The following is a 25,676-nucleotide window of genomic DNA, read 5'->3' as shown; positions in this document are numbered from 1 at the left end:
AGTCCCCAATGACCCCCCCTGGACGGCGCGCTGCCCTCGTGGTCGCGACAACCCTCACCGCAGGCGCCTTGGCTGCCTGCTCCAGCGGCTCAGACGGATCCATGTCCGGGATGGACCATGACAAGACACCGATGAGCGCCAGCGATACCTCTACGACGGCGGACGGTCGGCAAGGCGACATCATGTTCGCCCAGATGATGATCCCCCACCACGAGCAAGCGATCACGATGGCCGACCTCGCTCTCGATCCGTCCGCCAAGGCATCAGGGCAGGTCCGTGACTTCGCCAAGGACATCAAGGACGCCCAAGACCTGGAGATCCAGACGATGGAAGGTTGGCTCGAGGACTGGGACGCCCCCACCGCAAACTCCTCCGGCATGGACCACGGGTCCGGAATGATGACGCAGGAGGAGATGGCCAAACTCGAGTCGGCCACTGGCGCCGAGTTCGACAAGCAGTGGCTCACCCTCATGATCAAGCACCATCAGGGCGCTGTGACCATGGCAGAGCAAGTTCTCACCACGACTGAGGACGATGCAGTCGAGAGGATGGCCAAGGCCATCGTCAAGGCCCAGAAGGCCGAGATCAAGGCCATGCAGCGCGAACTCTGAGCGCGACAGCCATCGCACGTCCGGCTGAACGGACGAGCGATGGCCGCGCGAGCTGCACTCGGGTAAACGGTTAGGTGAGCGAACTGATCAGCTCGCGGCAGGCCCGCTCACAACGCCGGCACGCCTCGGCGCAGATGCGGCAGTGCTCATGCATCGAGGCGTGCTGCTCGCAGCTGTCGCCGCACGACGTGCATGCTGTTGCACAGGCCTCGAGGAGGGCCCGCGTCACGTTGGCGTCGTAACCGGTGTGGCGCGAGAGCGCCGATCCGGTCGTGGTGCAGATGTCCGCGCAGTCGAGGTTGGCGCGGATGCACTGGGTGAGATCAGCCACCTTGTCCTCGCTCAGACAGGCGTCGGCACAGGCTGTGCAGGTCTGGGCGCACTCGAAGCAGGCTTGGATGCACTCGGTCAGCTTGGCCCTGTCGATGCCACCCAAGTCCTTGGGGTAGGTATCGAGCATCTGTTCCACGGTGTGCATGTATTGCTCCTTCATCCGATGGTGCGGCGCGCACGATGGTCGGTGCGGCGCGCAGACGAGTTCGTGGTACCCGGGCGAGGTATGCCGAAACACGCTCGGCATTGCCCAAGAGCGGATCGTCGCTGGGATGCCGGCGTTGCCACTGCTGGTCAGCATGGCGCCCTCTCTCTGGACAGACTGACGCTAGGGGCTTCCCGGTTCGCCCTGCACAGGCGATACCGCCTAGGGGTATAGCGTGGGAGGACACGAAAGAAGGGAGATGGCATGACAACGGCCAATCGGCGGGTTCGCGTGGCGGCGACTGCTGCGGCGGCAGTCGCGCTGCTTGCAGGCTGCGGAGGAACAGCTGAGGAGGATGCGACGCAGTCGTCGGTGACGTCTGACTCCTCTGCGTCCGGCAGTGAGACCAGCGAAGCAATGGGCAGCCACAAGCCTGATGGCGGGCCTCCTCCGGAGGGCATTGAAGAGGCGAGCTCGCCGACGTATCCCATCGGCACGAAGGTGACTCTGACCGCGGATCACATGCCGGGGATGAACGGAGCCGAGGCGACCATCTCGGGCGCCTTCGATACGACGGCCTACTCCGTCAGCTATACGCCCATGGATGGCGGTGAGCGGGTCACCGATCACAAGTGGGTCGTTCACGAGGAGCTCGAGAACCCCGGCGAGGCGCCGCTCGCAGAGGGCACCGAGGTCGTCTTGAACGCCGACCACATGGCCGGCATGGCCGGCGCCGAGGCGACGATCGAGAGCTCGACCGACGAGACGGTGTACATGGTCGACCTCACGATGGACGGCATGAAGATGACCAACCACAAATGGATCGTCGAGAGCGAGATCCAACCAGCCGAGTGACCTCGACGCGGGGTGCCGCGCAACTGTGCGGCACCCCGCGCCAGGGCCGTCTGGATGCCTGTGGTCGCTCAAGGACAACCCAGCTGATGGCTGTGGTCACTCCGCTGAGGTGGTGCTGAGTGCGCAGGTCGTGGCAGAGGACGCCTTGTAGGGTCGATCCATCTGCTGCCTCACGAGAGTTCGTTGTCTAAAGGTCGAGAAGGGCGGATCGCGGTGTACGGGATCGTGGCCATGGCGCTGGTGGCTGTATTCGCTGTGGTGTCCCTCTATGCGCTCCACCGGGCTGTGAGTGTGTTGGCCGATCCGCTGACTGCGCTTCCTGCTCAGTCGGGGTGGGTTCCGCAGGAGCATGCTCTGTCTCGGTTCCATGCACGCTGGTATCCCGCCTCGATCGTCTTTCTCGCCTTCGACGTCGAGATGCTGTTCATGTACCCGTGGGCAGTAATCGTGGCCGAGGAAGGGATCTCTGCGGTCGTGGAGATGTTCCTGTTCCTGGGAGCACTGCTCATCGCCGTGACGTGGGCATGGCGGGAGGGGGTCTTCCGATGGGTCTGACCCGGATGCTCGCCCATCTGGCGATCCGCACCGCCCGTGTCCTGATCGTCGAGGCACCGGGTCAGTGGCTCACGCGCGCGGAGCTCGAGCAGCAGATGCTGCGTCGAGGCTGGCGTGCCGCATGGACGCCGGCAGAGGCTGACGTGCTGGTCGTGTGCGGTGTGCCAGGCCCCGAGCTAGGCGAACTCGTGGAGCGCCTGTGGGAGCAGATGCCCGGCCCACGGGTGCGCGCCGACGTCCCCTCGCCCACAGCTGTGGGCGGCGCCCTCGATGCCGCCGCATCGCTCCTGCTCGACACCCCGTATCACCGGATGGACGCCCAAGCACGGGCGCGAGAGCCTCAGATTCCGGACGACCACGGCCAGATGGACCCTGAGGGTCACGGCCACCATCAGGATATGGGCCACGAGGGCATGGACCACGGCGGGCACGAAGGCATGGACCACGGCGGGCACGAAGGCATGGACCACGGCGGGCACGAAGGCATGGACCACGGAGACCACGAAGGCATGGACCACGGAGACCACGAAGGCATGGATATGGCCCCGGCTGGGATCGCGCTGGCCCAAGGCGGTCAGGACCGGGACGGTCTGGAGATGGATGTCCTGCATCTCCCACTTGGTCCTGTCCTTCCGTTCTGGCCGGCCGGTCTGGTGCTGCTCTGCTCGCTGCAGGGTGACGTCGTGGTCGATGCCGAGGCGTCCATCGTCGATGCTTCGGGCCAGACTTCCGGCGGGAGCGAGCCTGAGGCGCATCCTGCGTCAGCCACTGCGCTGCGGTGCGACGGCGTGATGGCACTGTTGGCGATCGCTGGGGCCGGGCACGCGACCACATGTGCTCGCCATGCCCGGGACGCACTGTTGCGTGGTGATCAGCCCGCCGCCCGAGAGGCCATCGAGGCGCTGCACCGCACGGTGCGGAAGTCGTGGCTCCTGCGCTGGTCCCTACGTGGTGTACTGCCGCTCGATCAGTCCGATCTGGCACGTCACGACCTGCCGAAGGGCTGCCGAGGAGACGCCCACGACCGTCTTTCGTCCATGGTGGAGGGGCTTCGGGCCGAGATCGGCGGCGCGGGTCTGGCGCCGGCCGTGACCGACGCAGTGCCGTGGGAGGCTGTGCCGCAGCTGGTGGTCGGGTTGGAGCTGGCCACCGCGCGACTGGCCGTGGCCAGTTTGGGTCTGGAACCGTTCGCTGCCACCCAGGGGGTGGGGCATGCCTGAAGGTGTGCTGGTGACCATTCCTGTGGGGTGGGCCGTGCTGGCCGGCATCCTCCTGTGCGCTCTGGCTTACTTCGCGGTGGCGCTGGATGCGGTGCTGTCGGCCCGCGAGCACGGCCTTGGCGGCGGGTGGGCCGCGCCACTGAGCCGCACTGCCCGGCTGCTGCGGCAGCGGCGACGCACCACCGTGGCCGCGGACACCCTGCTGTGGCGGATCGGTGGCGCCGGGATGTTCGTCGGCGCGTTCTTGATGGTCGCAGTGATCCCGATGGGCCGGTGGGTGCTGGCCGATCCCGATGTCGGCATTGTGTGGTTCAACGTCGTCGACGTCATGGTCTGGGCGTTGGTGTGGCTGACGGGATGGGGCGCGAACTCCACCCACAGCCTGGTGGGGGGCTACCGCTTTCTCGCCCACGGACTTGCCTACGAACTGCCGCTGATGTTCGCCCTGGTGGCTCCGGCGATCGCCGCCGGCAGCCTCGGCGTCGGGGACGTGGTGGCCGCGCAGGACGGCCTGTGGTTCGTGGTGTGGATGCCGGTGGCGTTTGTCATCTACCTGGTGGGCGTGACCGGGTTCTCCGTGTGGGGACCGTTCGCCCCCGCGCTGGCGCCAGACATCGCCGGTGGGGTGCTGGCCGAGCTCTCGGCTGTGGACCGCCTGGTCTTCCAGGCCGGGCGCTACCTGTTCCTGGCCGCCGGAGCAGCCTTCTCCGTGCCGCTGTTCCTGGGCGGTGGCGCCGGGCCGGTGATGCCTGGCTGGGCATGGATGCTCGCCAAGACCGTGGTTGTGCTGGCCGTGCTGGTGTGGCTGCGCCGAAAGATTCCGCTGGTGCGCCCGGACCGGTTCATGGAGATCGGGTGGATGGTGCTGCTCCCGGCGGCCGTGCTCCAGGACCTCCTCGTGTCCCTCATCGTCATCCGGGGAGGCTGAACCGTGCTGACCGGAGTCGCGTTCTGGACGCTGGCCGTAGCGGCTGTGGCCTCGGGCGTCGCCGTGTTCGTGGTGGACTCCATGGCTCGAGCCACGTACGCACTGGCCCTCTCGTTCATCGCCGTGGGCATACAGATCCTCCTGCTGCAACAGGGCTACCTCGGGCTGATCACGATCCTGATGATGGTGATGGAGATGGCGGTGATGGCCATCTACATGGTGATGTTCATGGGCATGAATCCGGCGCTGATGCCCATGGACATGACCCACGGAAAGAAGACGGCGATCGGCGCATCGGTCGGGGCCTTCGTGCTGCTGGCCGGTGGTGCCCTGCTCATCCCTTGGCCGCAGCGCCGCGGCGCCGCCCCCGACGACCTGACTCGCGCCCTCGGTCTGGAGATCATGGGCGAGAAGATGCTGGTCATGGCCGTGCTGGGGCCGGTCATGGTCGCAACGATCGTGGCCGGGGTGGTCCTGGCTGCCCACCGCACCCGCTATGACCGGTTCGGCGATGATCTGCAGCGTCGCCCGGCCGAGGGCCCACAACGGGGAAATGCGGGCCGATGACCCTCGAAGCCGTGCTCGTGGTGGCTGCCGCACTGTTCGCGGTAGGTCTTTATGGTGCCCTGTCCCAGCAGGTCGTCGTGATGGTGATGATGGGGCTTGAGCTGATGATCAACGGAGTGCTCCTGGCTGCCGCAGGATTCTGGTTCTTCCTCGCCCCGGACCCTTCCGGGCAGGTCCTGCTGCTGGTGGTGCTGGCCGCGATGACGGTGGAAATGGCCATGGGCTTCGCCGTGGCCACGCTGCTGCATCGCCGGCAGCAGACGGACATGACCGACATGGCCCAGGAACTGTCCCGATGACCGGCGCCCAGACCGCACTCGTGGCCATGGTGGTGCTCCCAGCCACCGTTGGCGGTGCACTCGCCCTTCTGCGCCCGCACCGCGCCGCGGCACCGATTGCTCTGGTGACCTCAGGGCTCGCGACTGCCCTGGCGCTCGGCACTGCGCTGACTCGCCCGGCCGTGTCGTACCCCTTCATCGTGGGCGCTGACTTCGCGCTGGACGTCGACGCTCTCGCCGCGCTGATCGTGCCGATGATCACCACAGTCACCTTCTTCGTCCTCGTCTTCTCGGCCGGGAACATTCGAGAGTCCCAGGGTCGCTTCCACGGGCTGATGCTCATCTTCTCGGCGGCCGCCCTGGTCACTGCGACCGCCGCCAGCATCCCGGCACTGCTGTTCGCCTGGGAGGTGATGGGCGCGACTTCCTACGCCCTGATCGGCTTCTGGTGGCGAGATGTTGACCGCGTCTCAGCAGGCCTCACTGCGTTCGTCACGACCCGCACGGCCGACCTGGGCCTCTACGTCGCTGCGGGCGCTGCCTTGGCCGGAGGGACGGGGATGGCCTTGGCCGACCTCCCGGCCGCGCAGGGATCGTGGCGGCACGTCGCCGCCGCCGGGATCGTGGTGGCGGCATTGGGCAAGGCAGCGCAGCTGCCCTTTTCCTTCTGGCTCTCCGGAGCGATGAAAGGACCCAGCCCAGTCAGCGCGCTGCTGCACTCCGCAGCGATGGTCGCGATGGGCGGATACCTGCTGTTGCGCGTGGAGCCCCTGCTGGCCTCGACCGCCTGGGCCGGGCCGCTCACTGCGTGGGTCGGCGTGTCCACGGCGGTGCTCATGGGGATCGTGGCGTTGGCGCAGCGGGAGCTCAAGCAGCTGTTGGCCGCCTCCACGGCCGCCCAGCTGGGCTTCGTGGTGCTCGCCGCCGGCGTGGGCACAGTCAGCGGCGGCGCCGCCCACCTAGTGGCGCACGCCTGGGTCAAAGCTCTGCTGTTCCTGGCCGCGGGTGCGTGGCTGACGGCACTGGGCACCGAGGAGTTCACGAAACTACGGGGTGTCGCCCGTCGGTGGCCGGTCGTGGGTGTGGCCGCGAGCGTGGCGGCGTTGGCCTTGGCCGGGGTCGCGCCGCTGTCCTTGTGGGCGACCAAGGAGGCCGTGCTCACCGCTGCGCTCGAGACATCCCCGTGGCTCTACGCCGCAGGGTTACTGGCCGCGGCATTGTCGGCCGCCTATGCCGGCAAGGCACTGTGGGCGATCTGGCGGCGCGACTCTCACGCGGGAGTCCGGGTTGACGGCGCCAATGAGGTGAGCGCCTGGGAGCAGGCGCCGCTGGTCATGCTCGCCCTTGGTGCGGCCGTCCTGGGTGTGCTCGCTCTGCCTCCGATCGGTGGCCTGCTCGCCGACGCAGTGGGCGGTCACGGTGAGGTCCCAACTGTCGAACTGGCCGTCTCTGCCGTGATCGCGGTGGTCGTGGTGCTGCTGATGCTGCGGCTGCGTGCCCCTGCGCCGAGATGGGCGCTCGGGTGGTTGGGGCTGGAAGCGGCTGCGCAGGGAGTCGTCGTGCGTCCGTCCTTGACCTTGGCACGCACTCTGGCGCGGTTCGACGACCACGTCCTGGACAGGGCCGTGAATGCTCTGGCTGGGACGGCCCTTGTGCTGGCGCGGGTCGCCGCGCGCGTCGATGACCTCGTGGTGGACAGGGTTGTAAATGCCCTGGCTGGGGCAGCCCTTGTGCTGGCGCGGGTCGCCGCGCGCGTCGATGACGTCGTGGTGGACCGGGCCGTTGCATCCGTCGCCGGACGGGTCCGCCGCCTCGGACACTTGGCACGGGCCCCGCAGACAGGGGCCATCCACCAGTACTTCCTTCAGACCGTCGCCTTCCTCGCCGCAGGCGCCGTGGTCTGGTCCGTCTACTCCGTGATGGGTTGAGCATGCTGAGTCTGATCGTCTTCCTTCCCTTGGTCGTCGCCGCGGTCGTGGCTGCGGTTCCCACGCTCGGCGCCGCAGCCGCTCGGTGGGTGTGGGTCGCGGTAAGCGCCGTGGAACTGGTACTCGTCGGCGTGCTCTGGGCCGGCTACGAAGACCCCGGATCGAATGGGTTGGCCTTCGAGGAGCAGGTGCCGTGGATCCCGGGGGTCGGCAGTAGCTACCACGTTGGCGTGGACGGGCTGTCGTTGCCGCTGGTGGCCATGACGGCGGTCGTCTTCTTCGCCTGTGCCGTCTACGCCCTTCGCGACTGGGAACGGCCCCGCGCGCAGACGGCACTGTTCCTGTTCCTGCAGGGCGTGAGTCTCGGGGTGTTCGTGGCCGCCGACCTCATCTTGTTCTTCGTGTTCTTCGATCTGTCCATCGTGGGCATGTACTTCGTGATCGCCGGCTGGGGCCACGGGAACGCCGCCCGATCCGCGCTGAAGTTCTTCCTCTACACGTTCCTGGGATCTCTCGCCCTGCTGCTGGGATTCATCGGGCTGTACGTGGCCTCGGATCCGCACACCTTCGACATCCCCGAGCTCGTCGCGGCCGCGCCCTTGGAGGACAACCCGCTGGCCGGAGGGCTGGTGCTCGCGGCGATCCTCGTGGGTCTGGCCGTGAAGACCCCCACCGTGCCGTTCCACACCTGGCTGCCCCCAGCCCACACCGACGCACCGGCCACCGGCTCGGCCGTGCTGGCAGGCGTGCTGCTGAAGATGGGGACCTACGGCTTCGTGCGCATCGCCATGCCGATCCTGCCCGAGGCCTGGCGCGCATGGGCCTGGGCGATCGTGGTGATCGGCATCGTCTCCGTCCTGTACGGAGCGTTCGTGGCACTGGCCCAGACCAACCTCAAACGGATGATCGCCTACACCTCCGTGAACCACATGGGCTACATCGTCCTCGCCCTGGGTGCGGTCGGCCTCGTCGTCGACAACTCCGCCCAAGCCCGTTCGGTGGCAGTCACCGGCGCGGTCGTGCAGATGGTCAGCCATGGGCTGATCACCGCCGCGCTCTTCCTCCTGGCCGGGGTGATGCACACCCGCGCCGGCACCTACGACTTGGGTTCCTACGGCGGTCTGGCCAAGCCTGCACCGCGCTACGCGACGCTGTTCGCGGTGGCGGCGTTCGCCTCGCTGGGCCTGCCCGGATTGTCCGGGTTCATCGCTGAGTTCCAGATCTTTGCCGGCAGCATCGCAGTCGCCCCGGTCACCGCGATCGCTCTGTCGGGCATCTTGGTCACCGCCGCCTTGTTCCTGCTAGCGCTGCAGCGAGTCTTCACCGGCCCCACGCAGGGCCAATCGCCCGGATTTGCAGACCTACACGGCCGGGAGCTGTGGTCGATCGGTCCATTGCTGGCCCTGTCGCTGCTCATCGGGGTGTTGCCCCAGGTGCTGCTCGGGGTGATCGAGCCGGCCTCCGCCGCCCTCGTCGACCTCGTCGGGAGATAGCGGATGGACGGCTCGATGCAGATGCAACCGGCACTGCTACTACCAGAGATCACCACCTTCATCGGTGGCCTCATCGTCCTGCTGGGCGGGTCATTCCTCCCCCGAGACCGTCAGTGGATCGCCCGCGCCGTGGCCGCCCTCGCGCTGCTGGGCGCCGCGACCGCAGCGGTCCTGGCCATGGCCGGGCCCGCTCAGACCGCGTTCTCCGGAACCTTTGCCGTGGACACCGCCACCGGCGCCGCCCGGGTGATCGCCGCACTGACCACCCTGCTGATCTTGGGCGTGGCCTCCGGGGAGATCGCTGGTTCAGCCCGCGAGTCCGACACCTACGCACTGCTGCTCTTCGCCACCACGGGGGTCATGGTCCTGGCCGGAACCACCGATCTGCTCGTGCTCATCGTCGGATTCCTCCTCGCCAGCATTCCCTTGTACGGGATCGTGGGACTCACCGGCGGGCGCACCGGGGCCGAGGCGGCCTTGAAGACCTACCTCATGGGGGCCCTCTCGGGCATCCTGCTCATGCTCGGGGTCACCGTGCTCTACGCCCTGACCGGCGCCACCGACTACGCCCGGCTCAAGGAGGAACTGCCTGGGGCGCCGGGCGCAGCCGTGGGCGCAGGCGTGTTGTGTGTGCTCGTCGGGTTGCTCTTCAAGGCCGGCGGGGTGCCCGTCCACTTCTGGGTGCCCGACGCCGCCCAAGGTGCCGGTGTCACCGCCGCGACCTTCCTGACCACCGTGCCCAAGATTGGAGCGCTGGTGGCCGTGTACCGGCTGATGGCCATGGTCTCTGCCGGGAACGAGTCCTGGCTGGTCGTCGTGGCGGTACTGGCCACGGCATCGATGTTCCTGGGCAATCTGGCCGCCTACTGGCAGCGCGATCCACGCCGGCTGCTGGGCTGGTCGACGGTCTCCCAGGTCGGGTTCCTGCTCGTGCCCGTGGCCGCCGCGGGGCGCAGTGATCTCGCCCTGCCCTCGCTCCTTTTCTACCTGGCCGCGTACGCCCTGACCAACGTTGCCGCCTTCGCCGTCACCGCGGCCCTTCCCGAGTACCGGGACTTGACCGCCTACCGCGGCCTCGCCCGCGCCCGCCCCGGGCTCGCGCTGGCACTGCTCGTCGCGCTGCTCGGACTGGTGGGCACCCCACCGACGGCCGTGTTCGTCGGCAAACTCACCACCGCCACCGCCGCCTGGGACGGCGGGCACGGCTGGCTGGCCCTGGTCGTGATGCTCAACAGCCTGCTCAGCCTCTTCTATTACCTGCGCTGGTTCGGCCCCGTCTTTGCCCGTCCGGTGCCGGACTCTCCTCAAGCTCCGCGCCTGGTCGGGGAGGCCATCTGGCCCGCGGCCACCGCCGCTGCCGCTGCCTCCGCGAGCCTGGCACTCGGGATCCTCGCAGGCCCCCTGTGGACGGCTCTGGAGACGCCACTGCTGCTGTAGACGAGGCAGCTCAGTACTGCTCGTCCATGCCTGAGATCTGCGGCCGGTCCGGCACGCCAGGTACGGGTGAAGAGCTCGACCTCGGCATCGGCTCCCAAAGTGTGCAGACTTCTCGCGGCAGAGGTTCCTGCCGCGCCGGCGCCGATGATTCCGATCCGAGGAGAGCTCATCGTTCTCCCGTCTCCGTTGCAGTGAAGGCCGGCAGCAGGATCGCGTCGATGAACCAGGGCGCGTCGTCGGGATCGAGCCTGCCGATGCGCACTTCCTCGGCTGCACCGTTCAGCACGACGTGCGTGGTGGTCAGCAGCCAGGTCACCGGTAGGTCGACGCGGAAGGCGCCCTCGCGCTGACCGCGCAGCAGCAGACCGCGCATGCGGGCTTCGGCCTTCTCGTGCAGCTCGCGGATGCGCGCCGCCGAGAGCTCCTTCTGCGCTGTGGCCAGCAGGGCGCGGGACTGGTCGACGAACATCCAGCTGGAGGCCACCAGCCGCTGGAACGCCTCGCCCGCGTCACCGTCGAGGGGGATCTCGCTCAGTACCTCTTCGGCGCGTTCGAGGCTGTCGACTAGGGCGGCCTCGATGAGCTCGGCGCGGGTCTGGAAGTGCCCGTACAGGGTCATCCGCCCCACTCCGGCCTCCGCGGCGATGTCGGCAACCGAAGCGTCGGGATTCTTCCGGATCGCGATGACGGTCGCCGCCAAGATCTTCGCCCGGTTGCGCTGGGCGTCGGCCCGCTGATTGGCGACAACGGGCGACTGACCGTCCACTCCACGCCCACGGTCACGGACGAGGCCGTGCACGCAGCGATCGGGCAGGCTGGCTACACGATCGCAGCCAGCGGCTGACCGTGCCCACAGCCTTCTCGCCGCCGACATCCCACGACAGGCGACTCATAGAATGTGGGCCATGGCCCCCGACCACAGCGCGCGCACGCAGGTTGGTCGCACGCCTCAGCCCCTTGGGGTACTGGTTCTGGGGCTGGCCACCGCGGTGGTCGCCGGAATCCTTGCCATGCACGGATTCTCCGTCGGCCATCACATGCCGGGCGAGGCCTCCACGCAGCAGGTGGACTCGAGCACGAGCCACCAAACGCATCAAGACCCAGCGAGCTCGGGCGCACATTCATGTCCGTCCCCCGGCTGCGACGAGCACGGCTCGATGGCCGCGCTGTGCTTGTTCATGCTGCTGTGGCTGGTGACCCTCGTGCCACGGCGCGGTGGCTTCTCGTGGCGATGGCAATCCCCGTGGGTGACCTGGCTCGCTGCCCAGTCGCCACCCCCACCGGGGCACCTGTCACGCGTTTCGTTGATTCGGCTGTGCATCAGCCGAACGTGAACAGGCCGCTCGCGTCCGACCACGCCACACGGCGTCGCCGGACGCAGTCCTGCCCGATCAACGACACCAGACGAAGGAACCGCGATTTCGCATGCGCAAGTACACCATCACCAAGACATTGGCGACCGCCGCGGCAGCCACCCTCATCGTCAGCGGCTGCTCCCAAGGCAGTAGCAGCCACGACTCCCACGGCGGCAGCGAGAGCGGCAGCAGCCAGGCGTCGGCACAGTTCAACGACGCCGACGTCACCTACGCCGAAGGCATGATCATGCATCACCAGCAGGCCGTGGAGATGTCCGACATCATCCTCGACAAGTCCGGGGTCAACCCCGACGTGGTGGAGATGGCCAAGCAGATCAAGAAGGCCCAAGGGCCAGAGATCAAGGAGATGCAGACCTGGCTCAAGGACTGGGGTCAGGACGACTCTGGCCACAAGGGCCACGGTGGTGACTCCGGCTCCGGAGACGAGATGAGCCATGACGGCATGGTCAGCCCCGAGGACATCAAGAAGCTCAAGGCAGCCGACGGCGAACAAGCCTCCACGCTGTTCCTCGACCAGATGATCGAGCACCACCAAGGCGCCGTGAAGATGGCCAAGGACCACCGCCGGGACGGGGAGAACCCCGACGCGGTGGAGCTGTCCAAGAACGTCATCAGCGACCAGAACGCTGAGATCAAGGAGATGCGCACCATGCGCGACTCGCTCTGACTGCTCCCAACGGGCCCGGCCGGCTCTACGCCGGCCGGGCCCCCCACACATCGAAGGTCCTGATCCAATGTTCACCAGTTCACGCACCCCCCAACAGATCAGCCGGCGCTCCCTCCTCCTAGCCAGCATCGGGTCGGCGTCCTTGCTGACCGCCTGCGCGGACGAGGGCCCGGCGCCCACCGCGAAAGAGACGTCGTTGCCCGCAAAGGTCGCCGACTACGGAGTCGACCCGGAACAACTGGTGATGACTGTGTACAAGGATGCCTCCTGCGGGTGCTGCGGCGGATGGGTCGCCCACGCCGAAGACAACGGGTTCACCATCACCACCGAGCACCCCGAAGCCCTCCACGAGGTCTGGGAACGCCATGACATCGCCTTGGACATGCAGTCCTGCCACCTGTCGCTCACCTCCGACGGAGACGTCTTCGTCGGACACGTCCCGGCACGATTCGTCCTGAAGTACCTAGCCGACCCACCGAAGGGCGCACGCGGCCTGAGCGTGCCAGCCATGCCTGTCGGGACGCCCGGCATGGAGCAGGACGACGAGTTCGACCCCTACAAGGTCATGCTGCTCACCGACGGCGAACCAAGGGTCTTCGCCGACGTGAGGAAGGCATCGCAACAACGGACGTGACATGACCGACCAAAGGCTGCCCAGGTGGAAGGAGCCAGCGCCCCGCGACACTCCCAGATCGCGGGTCGCTGGTGTATGCCCACCATGCAACCGTGGTGGAGCCGAACAGCCCACGTGACGGGGCAGGCCCCGCAGAGGCCTACTTTGCACAGCCGCGCCATGCAGGACGATTCGTGCAAAGTGGGACGCATGTCGTGAGCAGTCTGGACTTGATCTCGACATCCAATCTCCTCCGAGAGTCGGTCAAGGCGCGCGCCTTGACCGTGCCCTCAGAGAACAACAGTCAACCTCATTGAGGGTGAGGAATGTCGAGCGGGCACTCAGCGACACATCTGAGGACCGATCAGGCCGGAGCCGCCGACATGTCGGCGCACAGCACGGCCCGGTTGCCCTCCGGGTCGGCGATGACCGTGAGGCCGGGCGCTTGGCTGTCGTCGACGACCTCGCCGCCGGCCGCGACGGCCGCGGCGACCCTCCCTTCGACCTGCTCGGTGGCCACGTAGACCTCGAGGTGGAATCGCTGCCCGCCCCCACCCTCCGGGTCCACTTCCCCGAACCACAGGTTGGGGATGCGCACGTCGGCGTCCCGGATCTCGTCGCCCGGCGTCCCGCGACCCTGCGACTGCGGGTCGCCGGTGAGCAGCGCGGCCCACACGGGCGCGACCTTCGCGGAGTCCGTGACGTCGAGCCCGAGCTCGACCTCGCTCACGCCAGCCGGGTCCGCGGTCAGCCCGAGCTCGGCGGCGATCTGCGTGATCCGGCGCGCGAGGTCGACGTCGCGCTGCGTCACCCACTCGATCCCGTGCAGCTCCGACCCGTCCTCGTCGTCGCGGTAGACCGCGTCCTGGCTGACGACCTCGAGGTCGACGACATCCTCCCCGATCCGCACGCGCGGATGATGACCGAGGTCGTCGCCCCCTGCGCCGACGGCCGTGACGAACCGCGCCGCCTCCCCGAAGCCTTCGACCCGATACCTCGCGTGCAGCCCCTGGGCGAGCTTGCGCCAGTCGGTGAGCCCCTCGGCAGCGATCTGATCTCCCCTGATCATGTCCATGGCGTCCACGCTAGCGGCGAAGGGGGTGCCGTTGCGGTCCGCGGATCGCCCCGACGTGGTCAGCCGGAGACGACCTCGGCGAGCACGACGAGCAGCCTCTGCGTCAGCTCGGCGCCTCTGAGGGTGTCGGTCACCTACCTCAGTGCCCTCTTCCCCTGCCTCCCGGGCGCCTTGGCCTCGACTCGGGCGTCTGGGGCCGGGTCGAGGCGCCGGGCCGGGTCACCTGGGCAGCGTGACCCGGACGAAGTGCGGCCGGTACCGCAGCGGGTCCTCGATCACGCGCTCGCTGTTGGTGTCGTTGGTGCTGTACGACGCGACGACGCTCCCGGCCTGCGGGAAGAGCGAGGGGTGCGCCAGCGGCATGTAACGCACCTGGCCGGTCTCTCCCTTCGACACCTTGGCGACCGCGGTGCCCGATGACCACGGCCCGGTGGGGGAGTTCGCGGTCCACACGGTGATGTCGCTGCCGAGCAGGTCGTTGCGCTTGCTCAGGGCATACCAGCGCCCGCCGCGAGTGAAGACACTGAGCGTCTGCGAGACCCCGTCACGCGCCGCGATCATCTCGATCGCGTCAGCTTGCGAGCGAGACCACCCGCTGCCGTCCCAGTAGCGCCAGCGCGACTGGTTCAGCAGGTCGTCGGGCCGCACCCGCGCGACGCGAAGGGAGTACCCCCACGCCCTGTCGGGGCCCGGGTTGGCGGTGCCGTAGACGTAGACCCACCGGTCCTTGCCGCTGCCGACGAGCGCGGTGGCGGCACCCCACGTCGGGTGCTCGCGGCCGGAGCGGTCGGCGCCGATGTCGCGCTGCTCGATCAGCTGCGGGGTCGCACCGGCGGGGACGACGAAGACGGCGATCGACAGCCCGAGGTTGTGGAAGTCGAAGGCGTCGGACCCGGTCGTCTGCACCCGTTGCGTCGTGACGTAGACGAGGTCGTAGCCCGTGCGGCGGTCGACGATCGTCGACATCGGCCAGTGGCCGACCAGGTTGTCCCCGTTGCCCGCTCGGTCCGGGATGAGGGCGCCGCCGGACTTCGGCAGGACGGCACGCAGGCACCGGTCGTCGGTGACGAGCATCGAGTTGCGGACATAGGTCGGGCCCGCCTGCCCGCCGCGCAGCGTGTCGCCGAAGAGCCACAGCCGCCGGCCGTCCTGCAGGAGTGCGTCGGCGCCGACGTCACCCCCGCGGAAGTCGTCGGTCCCGCGAAGGCCCGCGATCCGATTGAGGTCGTCGACCGAGGTCACGGACCCGGAGGCGACGCAGTCGGCGGTCGCGGCGAGCGAGGCCACCGGGCGCGGGGTGGCCGCCTCGGCGCGGGGCACGACGACGGCAAGCGCGAGCATCGCTGCGGTGAGCGGCGCAACGACGCCGAGGACCCGCACCCGCCACGCGTTGACCCCGCTCAGGTCCCGCAGCGACTCGTCGCCGACCGGCTCGGGTACGGCGTAGCGGCGCCGCACCGATCCGGCGAGCACGACGACGAGCAGCGAGGTCGCGATCCACACGAGCAGCACCGCGACCGGTCCGACGGCGAGCTCGCCGCGCAGGGTCACCGCGGTCGCGGTGTCGACGCCGGCGCCCGGCACCCCCAGCCCGGCGAGACTCGCCCACGGCTCGCCGACGAGATAGGGGTCGACCCGGGCGAGCACCGGTGCGCCCGTGGCGAAGAAGGCGACGACCACCAGCCCGAGACCCGCCCACCCGAAGAGTGCTTCGAGCGCGATGGTCGAGACCGCGGCCGCTCCGGCGACGGCGGCCGCCACGAGCACCTCGACCCAGCTGCCGCGCAGCACGAGCACACCGATGAGCGCCCCGCCGACGACGGAGGCGGAGCCGATGACGAGGGTCCGGCGCAGCGCGCGCAGGTGGGTGCGCGACACCGGCCCGTCGCGCAGGCTCGTGCCCACCGCGAGGAGGAACCCCAGGAGCAGGGCGAGGGCGACGGCAAGGCGGGCGGCCTCCCTTCGCTCGTCGGCGTCAGCGGGGCCGACGGTCTCGACGTCGACGGTGCGGCCAAGACTCTCGTCGGTCTGCTCGACGCGGTCGCGAATCGCCGCGTCGAGGGTGTCGTCGTTGGCCGAGGCGAGCAGCAGGCGGTCGACGGACCCCTCGAGATCGACGATGAGCGCGGCCCGCGCAGACCCGTCGTCGAGTGCCGCGCGTGCCGTGTCCTCGTTGGTCACCGCACGCAGGTCGAAGGGGTCGCCCGGCAGGTCGTCGTACTGCCGGGCCACGCTCTCGGCGACGACCGGGTCGGCGGCGACCACCGCGGGCACGGCGTGCGGACGCAGGTCGTCGGACCCCGCGAGGACAAAGGCGGCCCAGGCGATCTCGGCGACCACGACGACGGCGAGCACCATCGCGACCGCGGGGGGCATGACCTGCCGCAACCGCGGTCGGTCCGGATCGGTGGGGCCCACGGCCGAAGGCTAGGGGAATTCCGGTTGGCATGTCGGGTTCGGTGACACGCGTTTGACTCGGTCGTGACGCGCTGTGAGTGTGAAGGAGTCAGAAGTTCACCACGCACAACCATTGGAGACTCGCCATGAAGGCTGTCGTCTATCAGGGGCCCAGAGATGTCGCGGTCACGGATGTTCCGGACGCGAAGATCGAGCGCCCCACCGATGTGCTGGTCAGGATGACAACGACCAATATCTGCGGCTCGGACCTGCACATGTACGAGGGGCGGACCTCCTTCGAGGAGGGCCGCACCTTCGGCCACGAAAACATGGGGGAGGTGGTAGAGATCGGTCAGGGCGTGGAGAAGGTCCAGGTCGGCGACCGGGTCGTGCTGCCCTTCAACATCTCGTGCGGGTTCTGCAAGAACTGCGAGCGCGGGCTCACGAACTACTGCCTCACCACCCAGCCTGACCCGTCTGCCGCCGGTGCGGCCTACGGTTTTGCAGAGATGGGCCCGTACGGCGGCGGCCAGGCCGAGCTGCTCCGGGTGCCCTTCGGCGACCACAACGCACTGCGCCTGGGCGAGGACGCGGAGGAGAAGGAGAATGACTACGTCATGCTCTCCGACATCTTCCCCACCGGTTACCACGCCACCGAGATGGCTGGCGTGATCCCGGGCGACAGCGTCGTGATCGCTGGAGCCGGTCCGGTGGGTCTGATGGCTGCGCTGTCCGCGACGATCAAGGGCGCCGCGAAGGTCATGGTGGTCGATCGCCACCCCGACCGGCTCGCGCTGGCCGAGCAGATCGGAGCGATCGCCATCGACGACTCCAAGACCGACCCCGTGCAGGCTGTGCTGGACGAGACCATGGGGCTCGGAGCCGACCGTGGCTGCGAGTGCGTGGGCTACCAGGCCCACGACCCGCAGGGGAACGAAGACCCGGCTGCCACCTTGAACATGCTCATCAACTCGGTGCGTTTTACCGGCGGGATCGGCACCGTCGGCGTGTTCGTCCCCGAGGACCCGGGGGCCAAGGGCGAATTGGCCCAGCAGGGCAAGGCGGCCATCGACTTCGGCACCCACTGGTTCAAGGGACAGACCATGGGCAACGGTCAGTGCCCGGTCAAGAAGTACAACCGCCGGCTGCGTGACCTGATCGCGGCTGACAAGGCGAAGCCGTCCTGGATCGTCTCCCACGAGATCTCGCTGGACCAGGCCGCCGACGCCTACAGGAACTTCGACTCCAGGTCCGAGGGCTGGACCAAGGTCGTCATCAAGCCGGGTATGTCCGACGGAAAGAAGGCAAACTGACATGGCAGCAGATCTGCAGGGCAAGAGAGTCGCGATCCTCGCCGCGGACGGGGTCGAGCGCGTCGAACTCGAGCAACCCCGCGAGGTTCTGGACAAGGCCGGCGCCCGGACCGAGGTCCTCTCGGTCGATGAGGGCGAGATCCAGGCCCGCGAGAACGACCTGGATCCGGTGGGGACGTTCGCCGTCGACGGGCTGGTGGCTGAGGCCTCGGTGGCCGACTACGACGCCTTGGTGCTTCCGGGCGGCACGGTGAACCCCGACAAGCTCCGGCTCGACGAGGACGCTGTCGCCTTCGTCCGAGACTTCGTCGAGAGCGGCAAGCCGGTGGCGGCGATCTGTCACGGACCGTGGACGTTGATCGAGGCCGGCGTGGCCACCGGTCGCACCCTGACGTCCTTCCCGAGCATCCGCACGGATCTGCGTAATGCTGGCGCGAACGTCGTTGACGAGGAGGTCGTGGTCGACAAGAACCTCATCACCAGCCGCTCGCCGGAGGACCTGCCGGCGTTCTCCGCGGCGATCGTGTCCCAACTCGAGGACACCTCGACAACGGAAGGGGGGAAGTCATGAGTGTGACCAAGGGACTGCTGGTCAGGTTCGACGCGCTGCCCGGCAAGGAGGACGACGTGAAGGAGTTCCTTGACAGCGGCCGTGCGCTTGTCGAGGAAGAGCCGGCGACCACTGCGTGGTTCGCGATCCGCCTCGGGCCCTCCTCCTTCGGGATCTTCGACGTGTTCCCCGACGACGCCGGACGTGACGCTCACCTGTCCGGCGCTGTTGCGGCAGCTCTCGGCGAGCAGACCGGTGCGATGTTCTCCGAACCGACGATCGAGAAGCTCGACGTGTTGGGCTCCAAGCTGCCCGCCTGACACCACAGACCGGGAGTACTGACCCGGACATGAGGGGTCGCTGCCCGCGGTGACTTCGGGCTGACACAGTCCGTTGACGTCGTGGCAGCGACCCCTTTTCTTACGGCATATCGCACATCCCTAACAGATCGAGGAACCGCGATGACAGGAACTGACGACGACGTTGCCACGACGCGTTCACCCGAGGTAGCAGTGATCGGGGGCGGGATCGTCGGTCTGTCGACGGCGTACGCGCTGCGGGAGCAGGGCGTTCCGGTGCGCTTGTACGAGGCCGGTGTGCCCGGCACGGGTCAGTCCGCAGGCGAGTCGCGGATCTTCCGGCATGCCCACGACGACCCGCGACTCGTCGCTCTCGCGCGCGAAAGCCGCGGCGTATGGGATGAGTGGGCCGAACACTTCGACGTCGAGCTGGTCTCATCAGACGGTGTCGTGGCGATCGGCGACAGCGCTCTGGCGCGGCTACGGGTGATCGACCAGGTCGGCGGCGTGGAAGCGCACGAGATCGATGCAGCCGAGCTCGCCCAGCGAATGCCGCTGCTCGCTGGGTACTCGGGGCCAGCGATGCTCGACGAGTCGGGCGGCGCGATCCGCACCCGCACCGCGATCACGGCACTCGCGGGTGCCCTCGAAGATGCCGTCACCACCGCAGAGGTCATCTCCATCGATCCCCGCGCCGATGGGACGGTCGAGGTGCGCAGCGTCGCCGACCGGGCTGTCTACTCCAAGGTGGTCGTGTGCGCCGGCCGCGAAACCGCCCGCCTGGCCCGCAGCGTCGGCCTGTCGCTGCCGGTTCGCCTTGCCGCACACGTCCGGCTGACCTTCGACGTGAAAGCGGCCGCCCCGGCACGAGTCGCTTGCCTGCAGGACAGCAGCGGCGTCTTCGGCGAAGTCGGTGTGTACGCGACGCCGCTACCGGGCAACAGCAGTTATTCGGTCGGACTCAGCGAAACCGTCGGCGTCCGCGACGACGGAACGTTCATCGACCCTGCGGCGATTCGATCGCTGGACGAACGCGCACGCGAATACGTGACACGGGCGCTGCCCGGTCTCCACCCAGAGCCGCGCGACTTCCTTCACTGCTGGGTGACCGACCTCCCATGGAGCGAGGACGGCGTGGCCGTGTGGGAGGCAGGCTCTGTCATTTTTGTGGCCGGTCACAATCTGTTCAAGCAGGCACCTGCGCTGGGTCGCGCTCTTGCCCGGGCTGCGACCGGCGGCGGTCTCAGGGGCGAGCTCACGCCCGAAGCGCGCCTCGGCGAAGCCCAGGACTAGTGGCCGGCGACCCACGGATGCGGCGCTGCGCCAGCTCGAGAGGCTTGACGTCCTGGCGTCGAAGCTCCCCAACCCGACCCCACCTCCGGGGGCAGCCCGCCGACCTGTAGGCGGGTGCCATGATGCGTGGATGCCTGACCCACGGACACTTCTCGACGCCGAGCGAAGGGAGACCCTCGCTCGTCTCGCGACCCTCACCGGCGATTTCGACGCGCTCGTCGAGGCCAGCGAGGGGAGCAACGCCGACGACGAGCACGACCCGGAGGGGGCGACGATCGCCTTCGAGCGCTCGCAGGTCGATGCGCTCGCTCGGCAGGCCCGCGAGCACCTCCGCGAGATCGACGCTGCTCTGGCCCGCCTCGACGCAGGCGACTACGGCACCTGCGAGCGGTGCGGTCGCCCCATCTCGGCGGGTCGGCTCGAGGCGCGACCCACGGCGCGGACCTGCATCGATTGCGCTGCCCGCTGACCGCAGGTGGTGCGGATCAAGGACATCCCGCGTGCGCGAGCACGCGGGATGTCTGTGTCTCATGGGCCACGCGGCCCATCATGCCTCCGGGATCTCCCGGCCGAAGCTCTCCAGCGTGATGTCCTCCGGCTCGGGGCCACCGCGCTTGCCGGTGTCGAGGCCGTCGATGGCGGCCAGCTCGGTCTCGGAGAGCTCGATGTCGAAGACGTCGAAGTTCTCGGCGATCCGCGCGGGGGTCACGGACTTCGGGATGACCTGGCGGCCCTGCTGCAGGTGCCAGCCGAGCATGACCTGCGCGGGCGTCTTGCCGTGTGCGTCCGCGATCGAGCGGATCGTCTCGTTCTCGAGGGTGCTCGTGTGGCCGGAGTCGCGGTAGAAGGTGATGCCGCCGATCGGGGACCACGCCTGGCTGACGATCCCGAGCTCGTTGTTGCGGTCGAGCAGCGCCGACTGGCGGAAGTACGGGTGCACCTCGATCTGGTTGACGGCCGGCACGACCTCGGTCTCCGCGAGGAGCCGGTCGAGGTGCTCGTGCATGAAGTTCGAGACGCCGATGGCGCGCACCCTGCCGTCGGCGAGCAGCCGCTCCAGCGCTCGGTAGGCGCGGATCGTCGTGTCGAACTCGCCCGGCAGCGCCTGGTGCAGGATCAGCAGGTCGATCTGCTCGACGCCGAGCTTGCCGGCGCTCTTGTCGAAGGAGTGCAGCGTCTTGTCGTAGCCGTAGTCGCTGATCCAGATCTTCGTCTCGACGAAGACCTCGTCGCGGGCGAGACCCGAGCGGCGGATCGCCTCGCCGACCTCGCGCTCGTTGCCGTAGGCGGCGGCCGTGTCGATGTGCCGGTAGCCGATCTGCAGCGCCGTCTCGACCGCAGCGATCGTCTCGTCCGGCCGGGTCTGGAAGACGCCGAAACCGAGAGCCGGGATGGTCACGTCGTTGTTCAGGGAGATCGTGGGGGTGCTCATGTCCTCGACGATAGGACCCCGGCCGGTGCTGGGGGAGTGCCTGCCTGTCGGGGTACTGGCGTTCCCCCCTTCGCCTCAGCGGAGCAGACTGATCCGCCGCAGCCACGCCCCGGGACCCCGACGACTTCGGCGACGCGGTGACCGCGCGCTGCGCACGGGTCTGACGCGACCGTCAGGCGGTGACGTCCTCGAGCCAGGCCGACAGGGCCTGCCGGCTGGCGGCGGTGAGGTCGTGCCCACCCGGCTCGCGCAGCGCCGTCGTCGTGGCGCCGGACTCGCCGGTGAGGTAGTCCCACGTCCGGTCGAGGAGTTCGCCGGGGATGACCTGGTCGGTGTCGCCCTGGATGACGAGCGTCGAGGTGCCCGCGAGTCGCTCCGGCGTGGTCGGCAGGCCCGCGTCGAAGGGCATCGTCGCGAAGAGGATCGCCCCGCCCACGAAGCGCTGGGGGTCGGCCAGCAGGAGCCCGCCGGCGAAGGCGGCGCCACCGCTGAATCCGACGAGCACCACGGGGCGGCCCTCCGGGGCCACATCGTCGAGCCAGGCGCGAAACCACGCCATGGTCGCGGCGAGCGACTCGGCGACCGGCCGGCCGATGCCACGGTTGGCGAACCACGCGAAGCCCCCACCCTCGGCGATCGGTGCGCGCACCGCAGCGTATTGCAGGCCCTGCGGCAGATGGGGAGCGAGCGAGATGATCTCGCCCTCGTGCGACCCGCGGCCGTGCAGCAGCACGACGAGCGGCGCGTCGGGATCGCTCGGTCCGTGGGTGACGACGACGGGCTCGGGGAAGGTGTGGGTTGCCATGGAGGGGCTCCTGACGATTGTTGCTGTAACAACCAACGTACTCCATGGCGAAGGGGGCGTCGGCGCGATGCCATGGCCGGGTCCACAGGCGGGGAGTGGGGTGGGCGCCTGTCCACAGCCGGCGATCGTGGCGAGGCGGTGACGGGGGACCGGCCTACGGTGGGGGCATGCCGATCCTCCCTTCGTCCTCCCAGCGGGGCTGACCCGTGGTCTGGGACGTCGAGTCCGCCGAGTGGGTGCGCGGGCTGAGCGACGACGCGATCCTCGCGGCGACCGACGAGGGGTCCTTCCAGCGCGGCCTCGACTACGCGGCGCGCGGCATGGTCCAGCAGGTCGCGACCCTCAACCGGGGCCGGGTCGTCGTGGCCAAAGTGGCCGGGTCGGGGCGCGGCAGCTACCAGACCATCGTCTCCCTGCGCCGCGATCCGCGTGACGCCGTCGTCGACTGGGGCGCCCGGTGCAGCTGCCCCGTGGGCCGCGACTGCAAGCACGCCGTCGCCGTCGTGCTCAGCGTGCGTGATGTCCTCGGCGGCTCGGCCGGCGGCGCCGAGGCGCCCCCTGCGCTCCGCTCGTGGGAGGACGCACTCGCGCCGCTGGCACGCGATCCCGACCCCGAGCCCCTGGCCCAGGGCGCGCCCATCGCGCTCGTCGTCGAGCGGGTCCAGGCGCCGGTGCACACCTGGGGGCGAGAGCGGGCTCCCCGGCTCCGCCTGCGTCCGACCCGCCGCACCCAGGCGGGCCACTGGGCGAAGAAGTACTCGTGGGGGGAGCTCCTCCAGCGCGACTCGTACACCGCGGCGGGAGCTCGCGAAGGTCACCGCCGCGCCGTGAGTGCGCTCTACGCCCTCCACGAGGCGCACACCGGCATGCGCCGCCACACCTACGGCTCGGGTGGTGACGTCCACGTCGACGCGCTGGGGCCCAGCATCTGGCTCGCGCTGCGGCGGGTGCGCGACGCGGGCGTCGCGCTCATCGCGAGCGAGGCCGGCGATGAGGTCGAGCTGCTCGACGAGGCGGTCGAGGTGGTCCTCGACGTGACGGCCGTCGACGAGGGGCTCCTGCTGCGCCCTTCGATCGACGGTGCCGGCCCGGACGCCGGTGATCTCCAGCTCGTCGGCGAGCCGGCGCACGGAGTCGTCTGGACCGAGGCGGGCGACGACGGCGAGCGGGTGCGGCTGGCGCCCTTCGGGGCGGATCTGACACTCGAGCTGGGTGATCTGGTCGCCGGCAGTGACATCGTCGTGCCCGAGGCAGATGTCGAGCGCTTCGTCGCCCTCTTCCTCCCCCGGCTGCGGGAGCGGGTCACGGTCATCTCCTCCGACGACAGCGTCGACCTGCCGCAGCCCGAGCCGCCGCGGCTGCACGTCCACGTGCGTCGTGACGGCCACGGCGTGCTGCTCGACCTGGGCTTCGCCTACACGGCGGGAGGGAACACCCATGTCGTCGGTGCCGACGAGCAGGGGTCGCTCCCTCGCGATCGGCGGGCCGAGCGCGCCCTGCTGGAGGGCCTCGAGGCGCTCGCCGACCTGCCGGGCGCGAGGATCCGGTCTCCGAACGGCTGGCGGCTGCGCTCGCCGATGCGGCTCCACGGGCCCGCAGCGGTTCTCGCCCTCACCGAGGTCGTGCCGCGGCTCGACGACGACCCGCGCTGCATCGTGGTCGTCGACGACGACGTGTCGAGCTTCGAGGAGCTCGACGCCGAGCCCGATGTGTCCGTCCACCCGGCGAATGAGGACGGCGGCTCCGACTGGCTCGACCTGCACGTGCGCGTCACCGTCGGCGACGTCGAGGTCCCCTTCGAGCCGCTCTTCGCCGCGCTCGTCGCCGGCGACGAGATCATGCAGCTCGAGACCGGTGAGTGGTTCCGGCTCGGCCACCCGGTCCTCGACGACCTTCGGGCGCTCATCGAGGAGGCGCGGGCACTCGTCGAGCCGGAGGCGGGCGAGGTGCGGCTGAGCCGCTACCAGGTCGACCTCTTCGACGAGCTCGCGGCGATCGCCGACGTCGAGGTCGAGCGCGAGCACGCCTGGCGCTCAGGTGTCGAGACCCTCCGCGAGATCGACAGCCGCCCGGTGCCCGAGGCGCCGGCCTCCCTGCAGGCGACCCTGCGGCCCTACCAGCTCGAGGGCTATCACTGGCTGAGCACGATCTGGGACGCCGGTCTCGGGGGCGTCCTCGCCGACGACATGGGCCTGGGCAAGACCGTGCAGACCCTGGCACTGCTCGCCCGCGCCGACGAGGCGGGCGAGCTCGACCGGCCGGTGCTCGTCGTCGCCCCCACGAGCGTCGTCGGCACGTGGGCCAGCGAGGCCGCGAAGTTCGTCCCCGACCTCGTCGTGCGCACCCTGCCGCACACCCACCGTCGCCGCGGCGAGTCTGTTGCCGAGGCGGTCGACGGCGCCCACCTCGTCGTCACCTCGTATGCGGTGCTGCGCATCGACGCCGCGGAGTTCGCCGAGGTCGGCTGGCGTGGCGTGATCCTCGACGAGGCGCAGTTCGTCAAGAACGACCGCTCCAAGACCCATCAGGCCCTGCGGCGGCTGTCCACCCCCTTCGTCCTCGCGGTGACCGGCACCCCGCTCGAGAACTCGCTCATGGACCTGTGGTCCCTCTTCGCGCTCGCCGCGCCCGGGCTCTACCCGCGGCGTGACCGCTTCGGCGACCTCTACCGCAAGCCCATCGAGTCCGGCGAGCAGCCCGAGCTCCTCGACCGGCTGCGCCGCCGGATCCGCCCGCTCATGCTGCGTCGGACCAAGGAGGAGGTGGCGATCGACCTGCCGCCCAAGCAGATTCAGGTTCTCCCGGTGGAGCTCTCCTCGACCCACCGGCGCATCTACGACCGACACCTGCAGCGCGAGCGCAAGCGGGTGCTCGGGCTGCTCGACGACCCCAACGCCAACCGCGTGGCGATCCTTGCCTCGCTGACTCGGCTGCGACAGCTGAGCCTCGACCCCGGTCTCGTCGACGACGAGCACCGCGGTCAGGGCATCTCGGCCAAGCTCGACGTGCTCGTCGAGCACCTCGGCGAGCTGGCCGTCGAGGGGCACCGGGCGCTCGTCTTCAGCCAGTTCACCGGCTTCCTCGCGATCGCGCGCGAGCGGCTCGAGGCCGAGGGCATCACGACGAGCTACCTCGACGGGGCGACGACCGACCGGGCGGGCGTCATCGACGGCTTCAAGCAGGGCGAGCAGACCGCCTTCCTCATCAGCCTCAAGGCAGGTGGTGTCGGCCTGACCCTCACCGAGGCCGACTACGTCTTCGTCCTCGACCCCTGGTGGAACCCTGCGGCCGAGGCCCAGGCGATCGATCGGGCCCACCGCATCGGGCAGGACAAGCCGGTCATGGTCTACCGCCTCGTGTCGACCGACACGATCGAGGACAAGGTCGTCGACCTGCAGGAGCGCAAGCGCGACCTCTTCGAGCGGGTCGTCGACGACGGCGGCGCGCTGTCCGGGGCGATCACCTCCGCCGACATCCGCGCCCTGCTCGACCCCGGCGACTGACGC

The 25,676-nt window shown here is 69.1% G+C and carries 25 protein-coding genes; 19 read left to right on the top strand and 6 right to left on the bottom strand.

Annotated features, from left to right (window positions below):
- Positions 1 to 8: 8 nt before the first annotated feature.
- Positions 9 to 611: a DUF305 domain-containing protein gene (locus NYE39_RS10435; protein ID WP_179461440.1), complete on the top strand. Its 603-nt coding sequence runs from the start codon at positions 9 to 11 to the stop codon at positions 609 to 611.
- A gap of 70 nt (positions 612 to 681) precedes the next feature.
- Here NYE39_RS10435 and NYE39_RS10430 read toward each other — a convergent pair whose 3' ends face one another.
- On the bottom strand, positions 682 to 1,089 hold the full coding sequence (locus NYE39_RS10430) for a four-helix bundle copper-binding protein (RefSeq protein ID WP_084453131.1): 408 nt from the start codon (positions 1,087 to 1,089) through the stop codon (positions 682 to 684).
- Positions 1,090 to 1,353: 264 nt separating this feature from the next.
- Here NYE39_RS10430 and NYE39_RS10425 point away from each other — a divergent pair, with 264 nt between their 5' ends.
- The 9 genes from NYE39_RS10425 to NYE39_RS10385 all read left to right on the top strand — a co-directional run bounded on the left by NYE39_RS10425 (position 1,354) and on the right by NYE39_RS10385 (position 10,350).
- Positions 1,354 to 1,944, top strand: a complete 591-nt coding sequence (locus tag NYE39_RS10425) for a YdhK family protein (protein ID WP_179461439.1) — start codon at positions 1,354 to 1,356, stop codon at positions 1,942 to 1,944.
- Positions 1,945 to 2,157: 213 nt separating this feature from the next.
- On the top strand, positions 2,158 to 2,499 hold the full coding sequence (locus NYE39_RS10420; protein ID WP_200811261.1) for an NADH-quinone oxidoreductase subunit A: 342 nt from the start codon (positions 2,158 to 2,160) through the stop codon (positions 2,497 to 2,499).
- On the top strand, positions 2,490 to 3,719 hold the full coding sequence (locus NYE39_RS10415) for a hypothetical protein (protein ID WP_223277688.1): 1,230 nt from the start codon (positions 2,490 to 2,492) through the stop codon (positions 3,717 to 3,719). The genes NYE39_RS10420 and NYE39_RS10415 overlap by 10 nt, the downstream gene beginning before the upstream one ends.
- A 10-nt stretch (positions 3,720 to 3,729) precedes the next feature.
- Positions 3,730 to 4,647: a complex I subunit 1 family protein gene (locus tag NYE39_RS10410; RefSeq protein ID WP_223277687.1), complete on the top strand. Its 918-nt coding sequence runs from the start codon at positions 3,730 to 3,732 to the stop codon at positions 4,645 to 4,647.
- Between the two features lie 3 nt (positions 4,648 to 4,650).
- The gene (locus NYE39_RS10405) at positions 4,651 to 5,214 is read left to right on the top strand and encodes an NADH-quinone oxidoreductase subunit J (RefSeq protein ID WP_084453108.1); all 564 of its coding nucleotides are present in this window, start codon (positions 4,651 to 4,653) and stop codon (positions 5,212 to 5,214) included.
- Entirely contained in the window at positions 5,211 to 5,513 is a 303-nt protein-coding gene (locus tag NYE39_RS10400; protein ID WP_084453106.1) for an NADH-quinone oxidoreductase subunit NuoK, read from the top strand. The genes NYE39_RS10405 and NYE39_RS10400 overlap by 4 nt, the downstream gene beginning before the upstream one ends.
- Positions 5,510 to 7,420, top strand: coding sequence for a proton-conducting transporter transmembrane domain-containing protein (locus NYE39_RS10395; RefSeq protein ID WP_192911136.1), 1,911 nt, complete (start codon positions 5,510 to 5,512; stop codon positions 7,418 to 7,420). The genes NYE39_RS10400 and NYE39_RS10395 overlap by 4 nt, the downstream gene beginning before the upstream one ends.
- Before the next feature lie 2 nt (positions 7,421 to 7,422).
- On the top strand, positions 7,423 to 8,913 hold the full coding sequence (locus tag NYE39_RS10390) for a complex I subunit 4 family protein (RefSeq protein ID WP_341012620.1): 1,491 nt from the start codon (positions 7,423 to 7,425) through the stop codon (positions 8,911 to 8,913).
- Between the two features lie 3 nt (positions 8,914 to 8,916).
- Complete coding sequence (locus NYE39_RS10385; RefSeq protein ID WP_192911134.1) at positions 8,917 to 10,350, top strand: NADH-quinone oxidoreductase subunit N; 1,434 nt, start codon at positions 8,917 to 8,919, stop codon at positions 10,348 to 10,350.
- Positions 10,351 to 10,516: 166 nt separating this feature from the next.
- Here the strand turns inward: NYE39_RS10385 and NYE39_RS10380 are convergent, their stop codons facing one another.
- A complete protein-coding gene (locus NYE39_RS10380; protein ID WP_341012619.1) occupies positions 10,517 to 11,116 on the bottom strand; it encodes a TetR/AcrR family transcriptional regulator in 600 nt (199 codons plus the stop codon).
- A gap of 139 nt (positions 11,117 to 11,255) precedes the next feature.
- Between NYE39_RS10380 and NYE39_RS10375 the strand changes: the two genes are divergently transcribed.
- From NYE39_RS10375 to NYE39_RS10365, 3 genes are all read left to right on the top strand, one after another.
- Positions 11,256 to 11,684 carry a DUF6153 family protein gene (locus NYE39_RS10375; protein WP_341012618.1) on the top strand — a complete coding sequence of 143 codons (429 nt, stop codon included), beginning with the start codon at positions 11,256 to 11,258 and terminating at the stop codon, positions 11,682 to 11,684.
- A gap of 91 nt (positions 11,685 to 11,775) precedes the next feature.
- On the top strand, positions 11,776 to 12,393 hold the full coding sequence (locus NYE39_RS10370) for a DUF305 domain-containing protein (protein WP_072625916.1): 618 nt from the start codon (positions 11,776 to 11,778) through the stop codon (positions 12,391 to 12,393).
- Positions 12,394 to 12,460: 67 nt separating this feature from the next.
- Positions 12,461 to 13,027, top strand: a complete 567-nt coding sequence (locus NYE39_RS10365) for a DUF411 domain-containing protein (RefSeq protein ID WP_084453151.1) — start codon at positions 12,461 to 12,463, stop codon at positions 13,025 to 13,027.
- 343 nt (positions 13,028 to 13,370) lie between these two features.
- Here the strand turns inward: NYE39_RS10365 and NYE39_RS10360 are convergent, their stop codons facing one another.
- Complete coding sequence (locus NYE39_RS10360) at positions 13,371 to 14,081, bottom strand: 4a-hydroxytetrahydrobiopterin dehydratase (RefSeq protein ID WP_341012617.1); 711 nt, start codon at positions 14,079 to 14,081, stop codon at positions 13,371 to 13,373.
- Positions 14,082 to 14,300: 219 nt separating this feature from the next.
- Positions 14,301 to 16,499 carry a DUF4185 domain-containing protein gene (locus tag NYE39_RS10355; protein WP_341012616.1) on the bottom strand — a complete coding sequence of 733 codons (2,199 nt, stop codon included), beginning with the start codon at positions 16,497 to 16,499 and terminating at the stop codon, positions 14,301 to 14,303.
- Positions 16,500 to 16,624: 125 nt separating this feature from the next.
- Between NYE39_RS10355 and NYE39_RS10350 the strand changes: the two genes are divergently transcribed.
- The 5 genes from NYE39_RS10350 (at position 16,625) to NYE39_RS10330 (ending at position 20,402) form a co-directional block, all read left to right on the top strand.
- A complete protein-coding gene (locus NYE39_RS10350; RefSeq protein WP_341012615.1) occupies positions 16,625 to 17,791 on the top strand; it encodes a glutathione-independent formaldehyde dehydrogenase in 1,167 nt (388 codons plus the stop codon).
- Position 17,792: 1 nt separating this feature from the next.
- Complete coding sequence (locus NYE39_RS10345; RefSeq protein WP_341012614.1) at positions 17,793 to 18,362, top strand: type 1 glutamine amidotransferase domain-containing protein; 570 nt, start codon at positions 17,793 to 17,795, stop codon at positions 18,360 to 18,362.
- The gene (locus NYE39_RS10340; RefSeq protein WP_072625910.1) at positions 18,359 to 18,661 is read left to right on the top strand and encodes a putative quinol monooxygenase; all 303 of its coding nucleotides are present in this window, start codon (positions 18,359 to 18,361) and stop codon (positions 18,659 to 18,661) included. The genes NYE39_RS10345 and NYE39_RS10340 overlap by 4 nt, the downstream gene beginning before the upstream one ends.
- A gap of 141 nt (positions 18,662 to 18,802) precedes the next feature.
- The gene (locus tag NYE39_RS10335) at positions 18,803 to 19,933 is read left to right on the top strand and encodes an NAD(P)/FAD-dependent oxidoreductase (RefSeq protein WP_341012613.1); all 1,131 of its coding nucleotides are present in this window, start codon (positions 18,803 to 18,805) and stop codon (positions 19,931 to 19,933) included.
- Positions 19,934 to 20,063: 130 nt separating this feature from the next.
- Positions 20,064 to 20,402, top strand: a complete 339-nt coding sequence (locus NYE39_RS10330) for a TraR/DksA family transcriptional regulator (protein ID WP_007929433.1) — start codon at positions 20,064 to 20,066, stop codon at positions 20,400 to 20,402.
- 78 nt (positions 20,403 to 20,480) lie between these two features.
- Here the strand turns inward: NYE39_RS10330 and NYE39_RS10325 are convergent, their stop codons facing one another.
- Together NYE39_RS10325 and NYE39_RS10320 are read right to left on the bottom strand one after the other, a co-directional pair.
- A complete protein-coding gene (locus tag NYE39_RS10325; RefSeq protein ID WP_341012612.1) occupies positions 20,481 to 21,365 on the bottom strand; it encodes an aldo/keto reductase in 885 nt (294 codons plus the stop codon).
- A 172-nt stretch (positions 21,366 to 21,537) separates the two neighbouring features.
- Positions 21,538 to 22,170, bottom strand: coding sequence for an alpha/beta hydrolase (locus tag NYE39_RS10320; protein ID WP_341012611.1), 633 nt, complete (start codon positions 22,168 to 22,170; stop codon positions 21,538 to 21,540).
- A gap of 206 nt (positions 22,171 to 22,376) precedes the next feature.
- Here NYE39_RS10320 and NYE39_RS10315 point away from each other — a divergent pair, with 206 nt between their 5' ends.
- A complete protein-coding gene (locus NYE39_RS10315) occupies positions 22,377 to 25,673 on the top strand; it encodes a DEAD/DEAH box helicase (RefSeq protein WP_341012610.1) in 3,297 nt (1,098 codons plus the stop codon).
- The last annotated feature ends 3 nt before the right edge of the window (positions 25,674 to 25,676 follow it).

Origin of the sequence: Janibacter sp. FSL W8-0316 (assembly GCF_038004165.1) — a bacterium.
GTDB classification, from domain to species: Bacteria; Actinomycetota; Actinomycetes; order Actinomycetales; family Dermatophilaceae; genus Janibacter; species Janibacter indicus.
The sequence above is the reverse complement of the archived record's forward strand: the minus strand, read 5'-3'. Positions and strand labels throughout refer to the sequence as shown.

What these genes read in the sequence shown, in the direction of transcription:
- NYE39_RS10435 (WP_179461440.1), top strand. Translation starts at nt 9, where the DNA reads ATGACCCCCCCTGGACGGCGCGCTGCCCTCGTGGTCGCGACAACCCTC.
- NYE39_RS10430 (WP_084453131.1), bottom strand. Translation starts at nt 1,089, where the DNA reads ATGCACACCGTGGAACAGATGCTCGATACCTACCCCAAGGACTTGGGT.
- NYE39_RS10425 (WP_179461439.1), top strand. Translation starts at nt 1,354, where the DNA reads ATGACAACGGCCAATCGGCGGGTTCGCGTGGCGGCGACTGCTGCGGCG.
- NYE39_RS10415 (WP_223277688.1), top strand. Translation starts at nt 2,490, where the DNA reads ATGGGTCTGACCCGGATGCTCGCCCATCTGGCGATCCGCACCGCCCGT.
- NYE39_RS10400 (WP_084453106.1), top strand. Translation starts at nt 5,211, where the DNA reads ATGACCCTCGAAGCCGTGCTCGTGGTGGCTGCCGCACTGTTCGCGGTA.
- NYE39_RS10395 (WP_192911136.1), top strand. Translation starts at nt 5,510, where the DNA reads ATGACCGGCGCCCAGACCGCACTCGTGGCCATGGTGGTGCTCCCAGCC.
- NYE39_RS10390 (WP_341012620.1), top strand. Translation starts at nt 7,423, where the DNA reads ATGCTGAGTCTGATCGTCTTCCTTCCCTTGGTCGTCGCCGCGGTCGTG.
- NYE39_RS10385 (WP_192911134.1), top strand. Translation starts at nt 8,917, where the DNA reads ATGGACGGCTCGATGCAGATGCAACCGGCACTGCTACTACCAGAGATC.
- NYE39_RS10375 (WP_341012618.1), top strand. Translation starts at nt 11,256, where the DNA reads ATGGCCCCCGACCACAGCGCGCGCACGCAGGTTGGTCGCACGCCTCAG.
- NYE39_RS10370 (WP_072625916.1), top strand. Translation starts at nt 11,776, where the DNA reads ATGCGCAAGTACACCATCACCAAGACATTGGCGACCGCCGCGGCAGCC.
- NYE39_RS10365 (WP_084453151.1), top strand. Translation starts at nt 12,461, where the DNA reads ATGTTCACCAGTTCACGCACCCCCCAACAGATCAGCCGGCGCTCCCTC.
- NYE39_RS10360 (WP_341012617.1), bottom strand. Translation starts at nt 14,081, where the DNA reads ATGGACATGATCAGGGGAGATCAGATCGCTGCCGAGGGGCTCACCGAC.
- NYE39_RS10350 (WP_341012615.1), top strand. Translation starts at nt 16,625, where the DNA reads ATGAAGGCTGTCGTCTATCAGGGGCCCAGAGATGTCGCGGTCACGGAT.
- NYE39_RS10345 (WP_341012614.1), top strand. Translation starts at nt 17,793, where the DNA reads ATGGCAGCAGATCTGCAGGGCAAGAGAGTCGCGATCCTCGCCGCGGAC.
- NYE39_RS10340 (WP_072625910.1), top strand. Translation starts at nt 18,359, where the DNA reads ATGAGTGTGACCAAGGGACTGCTGGTCAGGTTCGACGCGCTGCCCGGC.
- NYE39_RS10335 (WP_341012613.1), top strand. Translation starts at nt 18,803, where the DNA reads ATGACAGGAACTGACGACGACGTTGCCACGACGCGTTCACCCGAGGTA.
- NYE39_RS10330 (WP_007929433.1), top strand. Translation starts at nt 20,064, where the DNA reads ATGCCTGACCCACGGACACTTCTCGACGCCGAGCGAAGGGAGACCCTC.
- NYE39_RS10325 (WP_341012612.1), bottom strand. Translation starts at nt 21,365, where the DNA reads ATGAGCACCCCCACGATCTCCCTGAACAACGACGTGACCATCCCGGCT.
- NYE39_RS10320 (WP_341012611.1), bottom strand. Translation starts at nt 22,170, where the DNA reads ATGGCAACCCACACCTTCCCCGAGCCCGTCGTCGTCACCCACGGACCG.